The sequence below is a fragment of the Viridibacillus sp. NPDC096237 genome, assembly GCF_050278625.1.
In the GTDB taxonomy this organism is placed as follows: Bacteria; Bacillota; Bacilli; order Bacillales_A; family Planococcaceae; genus Viridibacillus.
Window position 1 is genome coordinate 1 of the sequence record NZ_JBNNTI010000093.1, and the last position, 4,867, is coordinate 4,867.

At 34.2% G+C, this 4,867-nt stretch carries 5 protein-coding genes; 3 read left to right on the top strand and 2 right to left on the bottom strand.

Annotated features, from left to right (window positions below):
* Positions 1–449: 449 nt before the first annotated feature.
* From ACQKMD_RS21705 to ACQKMD_RS21715, 3 genes are read left to right on the top strand one after another with little or no spacing between them, the layout of a single operon-like run.
* Entirely contained in the window at positions 450–2,198 is a 1,749-nt protein-coding gene (locus tag ACQKMD_RS21705; RefSeq protein ID WP_427754627.1) for an ABC transporter ATP-binding protein, read from the top strand.
* Positions 2,199–2,218: 20 nt separating this feature from the next.
* Positions 2,219–2,896 (top strand): response regulator transcription factor, encoded by a 678-nt coding sequence (locus tag ACQKMD_RS21710; RefSeq protein ID WP_427754629.1) that lies wholly within the window; start codon positions 2,219–2,221, stop codon positions 2,894–2,896.
* On the top strand, positions 2,893–3,945 hold the full coding sequence (locus ACQKMD_RS21715; protein ID WP_427754631.1) for a sensor histidine kinase: 1,053 nt from the start codon (positions 2,893–2,895) through the stop codon (positions 3,943–3,945). The genes ACQKMD_RS21710 and ACQKMD_RS21715 overlap by 4 nt, the downstream gene beginning before the upstream one ends.
* Positions 3,946–4,058: 113 nt before the next feature.
* Here ACQKMD_RS21715 and ACQKMD_RS21720 read toward each other — a convergent pair whose 3' ends face one another.
* Positions 4,059–4,280 (bottom strand): hypothetical protein, encoded by a 222-nt coding sequence (locus ACQKMD_RS21720; protein WP_427754633.1) that lies wholly within the window; start codon positions 4,278–4,280, stop codon positions 4,059–4,061.
* A gap of 396 nt (positions 4,281–4,676) precedes the next feature.
* Positions 4,677–4,867: hypothetical protein (locus tag ACQKMD_RS21725; protein ID WP_427754635.1), on the bottom strand; the 191-nt coding region annotated here is incomplete at its 5' end.

Sequence of the window (4,867 nt, forward strand, 5' to 3'; positions counted from 1 at the left end):
TTCTTCTTTTACTGGACATAGTAGATTCTCCTTCTTGTTATCTATTATTCTACTTGCCCTTAATTTTACTGTCCAACTAAGTGTAGACTATTCATAGTTATTAAATGGTATGAAATATGGATCTGATTAATATGAAGAGAAGAAATATCATCCACCTGTGATGAGGTTTCTTCTCTTTTTCTTATTTATGAAGATGGAGGACATTTTCTTTTCACTAGTTTTACAGCGCATATTTTTCACTTTAGCCCTCTCTTGAACTCAGTAAATTATATTAATCTTCACGTAGATACTAAAAGAGCTTAGCTATAGTAAGATTAAGAAGGAGTTTATCTCCATAAATTCCCTATGCCTACTTTCATTTCACATTCAGTTCATAAAGAAATGCTAAAGTAGCTTTTATAAGAGTGCTGAAACGTTTTATGGGGGAAAATAAGGAGGAATTATTAATAATGAATGAAGAGATAAAAGAAAACAAATTAAGGGGTTGGCGACAATTTGTTCAGTTAATAAAACAAACAGGACCGCCTAAGCTTTTATTAATCATTGCACTTTGTATGAGTTTTGCTACAACAGGGGTAGGCTTTGTCGTTCCGTTGTTCACAAAAAAGTTAGTGGACGGTTTTTCACTGGACTCACTTAACTATTGGCAAATTATTTTGTTAGTCATTGCTTTTATTGCCCAGGCAATAGCGAGCGGGCTTTCAATTTATCTGTTAAACCGAGTTGGTCATCACGTGGTAGCAAAATTGAGAGATCGTTTGTGGAAAAAATTACTCCGCTTACCAATTCCTTATTACGATAAAAATGATACAGGAGAGACATTGAGTCGTGTAACGAATGATACCGCAGTTGTGAAGGAACTCATTACAGAACATCTTGCTAACTGTTTATCTGGAATTATTGCGATAATCGGTTCTGTTACGATTTTGCTATTCTTAGATTGGAAAATGACTTTAGTAATGCTTGTTGCTGTTCCGATTGCTATGCTGATTTTAATGTTGTTAGGAAAGAAAATGTATGTAATTTCAAAAGGAATGCAAGATGAAACGGCAAAATTTACTGCTGTGTTAAATCAAGTATTACCAGAATCACGTTTAGTGAAGGCTTCAAATGCAGAGATCATAGAATATGAGCGTGGAAAAAAAGGTATTACAAATCTCTTCAATTTTGGTTTAAAAGAAGCCAAAATACATGCACTTATCTCACCTTTAATTTCTTCCATTCTCATGATAGTATTAGTCGCAATTATTGGGTATGGAGGAGTACGTGTCTCTTCTGGAGCACTAACAGCTGGCGACATGGTTGCTTTTATTTTATATTTAATTCAAATTATTATCCCAATGACTCAATTAACGATGTTCTTTACACAATTGCAAAAAGCAATGGGAGCAACCGAACGCATTAGTACAGTACTTGAACATGACGAAGAAGAAATACACATAGGTAAACAGTTAGAGCTAGTGACAGAACCTATTCATGTGAATCATGTGGATTTTGCATATGAAAATGACTCAATTTTATCTAATATTAATTTTACAATTGAACCAGGTAAAGTAACGGCTATTGTTGGACCGAGTGGTGGAGGAAAGACCACTATATTTTCTCTTTTAGAGCGATATTATCAAACTACAAAAGGGAACATTACACTAGGAGATACACCTATTGATACGTTCTCCTTACATTCTTGGAGAAGTCAAATTGGGTACGTTGCTCAGGAAAGCGCACTTATATCCGGTACAATACGCGATAACATTTGTTATGGAATAGATAAAGAGGTTACAGATACAGAACTTGAAAGAGTCGCTAAAATGGCGTATGCTGATCAATTTATTCAAGCACTTCCAGATAAGTTTAATACTGAAGTAGGAGAACGTGGAATCAAGCTTTCAGGAGGACAACGACAACGTATCGCAATCGCTAGAGCACTATTACGCGATCCCCAAATTTTAATGCTTGATGAAGCAACTTCTAGCCTTGATAGTAAATCTGAGATTTATGTTCAAAAAGCATTAGATAATTTGATGAATGGCAGAACGACATTAGTTATTGCTCACCGTCTTTCTACTGTTGTCGATGCTGACAATATACTATTTGTAGAGAAGGGACATATTACGGGAAGTGGGACGCATAATACGTTATTCCAATCACATGAGATGTACAAAGAATTTGCCAAACAACAATTACGTATTCAAGAGTAAGTATGAAGGGATTTGTTGTCATGACAAGATTATTAGTTGTGGATGATGATGAACATATTAGAGAATTAGTAAGCATATTTTTACAAAATGAGGGTCTCAGTATACTGGAAGCTGTGGACGGTGTTGATGCACTGTCCAAGCTAGAATCGGAAAAAGTTGATATGGTCATTATGGATATAATGATGCCAAATATGGATGGATGGGAATTATGCCGAGAAATACGAAAGCTAAATAACGATTTGCCTATTCTTATGCTGACTGCAAAAGGAGAAACAGCTCAAAAAGTAAAAGGATTTAACCTGGGTACAGATGACTATCTTGTAAAACCATTTGAGCCAGCAGAATTAATTGTTCGAGTTAAATCTATCCTAAAGCGTTACCATATTTCTTTATCCCAAACAGTGGAAGTGGGAAGTGTTTGGATGAACCGAGAAACGTATGAGCTAATGTATAGAGGAGAAAATATTACTCTTCGATTAAAGGAATTTGAATTATTATTTACATTAGCAAGTTATCCTGGGAAGACATTCTCTCGAGAACAGTTAATAGAAGATATTTGGGGATATGACTATGAAGGTGATGATCGTACGGTAGATGTTCATATTAAAAGACTTCGAGAGCGATTCCCAGAAGATAAAAGTGAATTCACAATACGGACGATCCGGGGGCTCGGTTATCGATTGGAGCTAGGGGCATGAAGAAATGGATAATTTCGTTAAAAGTATTGAGTATGTTAATACTTTTTCTTTTAACTAATACGCTCTTTGCATTTATTTCTTATCATGTGACCTCATTTATATACGATTGGCTTGATAAGCATCCCCAAGGTTTTTGGCAACAATTTTATACTGTAATAGGTGTATTTATCCTTTTTGCATGTACTGCTGCCATTTTCTTTTTATTTGGATATAGAAGGCAGCGTAGCTATTGGGATACGGTGGTTGATGCTATAGGACGAATTGCAAAAGGGGATTTTAGCGTCAAATTAGACTTAAAATCAGATGATGACGAAAATCATATTGGACAACTCATTAGCGGAATAAATCATATGGCGATGGAATTAGGTGAAATGGAAAAAATGCGTCAGGAGTTTATATCCAACGTTTCGCACGAAATTCAATCGCCATTAACCTCGATTAATGGATTTGCAAAAGCTTTGAAAAACATTAATTTGACTGATGAAAAACGACAGCATTATTTAGAGATTATTGAGATGGAAAGCCACCGATTATCGAAAATTAGTGATAATTTACTAAAGTTAACATCATTAGAATCACAACATCACCCATTTGAGCCAAAGTCGTATCGTCTGGATAAACAATTGCGTAATGTGGTTTTATCCTGTGAGCCGAGATGGATTTCTAAAAATATTGAAATGGAAATCGATTTGGAAAATGTTATGGTATTTGCTGATGAAGATTTGATGAATCAAGTGTGGATGAATTTAATTAGTAACAGTATAAAGTTTACCCCAGATGGAGGAATGATTTGTATTCGTTTATTTAATCAAAATGATACTGTGACTATTTCCATTACTGATAATGGAATAGGAATGACAGAAGAAGATCAGAAACATATTTTTGAACGTTTTTTTAAAGCAGATAAATCGAGAGCAGTATCAAACGGGGGCAGTGGTTTAGGGCTTTCAATTGTACAAAAGATTATAAACATGCATGATGGTAGCATCTATGTTCAAAGTAAGCTTGGAGAACAAACAACATTTCTAGTGAAGATGCCTTTAGAATAAGATGAACTGTCTCATAAATAGCTTTAAGGCAATATTATTAATTAATAGTGAAGAAAAACTTCTAGATATTACTAGAAGTCTCAGGCTGTAGACAAACTCGAAAAAACGAGTTTTTACAGTCTCTTTATTTTATACAAGATAGAATAGGGTTTCCGAAGCTTACAAATAATAGTAGCTGCAGCAACCATAATTACCCTTACTAATAAGGTAGTTGTGATGACATAGCTCAAGGCTTCTTGAATTGTACCTAGTATTTTTGTAAATATCGCTTGAGAATTAGGAGGTAAATCTCTTAAAGTAGATTCGATTTTAGGTTGATCTAACATTATTTTCAAAGAAAACTCCTTTGTGTTCCTATAAAAACATGGTATCGGAAGTAAGAAATACCCAAACATTAAATTACTCCTTCAGAGAAATAAATACAATCAGTCCTCTTTTCTTTTTGCGAAACTTACAATTCAAATAATTATTGACACCCATCTCTATTCATATTTTTGTCATATACACTTTTATTTAGGCCCTTTTTGTATAGGTTGTTGCTCTATAGGAAGAAGATAATTTAAGTTGGAGAGTTATTTGACTAGTGTTGATCAAAAAAAGAATACCCTCTTTTTTGTAGAAGTTCTTAAACTAACGACGCAGATTAGAAAATCTTATGGAATTTCATAAGATTATTCAATTTTCATTATAAATTTATAATGGGAAAATTTAGAATAAAAGTATGCGGAGTTTTAAAAATGAAAGCTATAATCCAAAGGGAATTTGGCGATGCAAGTGTACGCTTGGTCAATGAGTGTTATCGTCTCTCGTGCCTTACCGGATGTACGTGAATAGTCTACACTTAGTTGGACAGTAAAATTAAGGGCAAGTAGAATAATAGATAACAAGAAGGAGAATCTACTATGTCCAGTAAAAGAAGAAC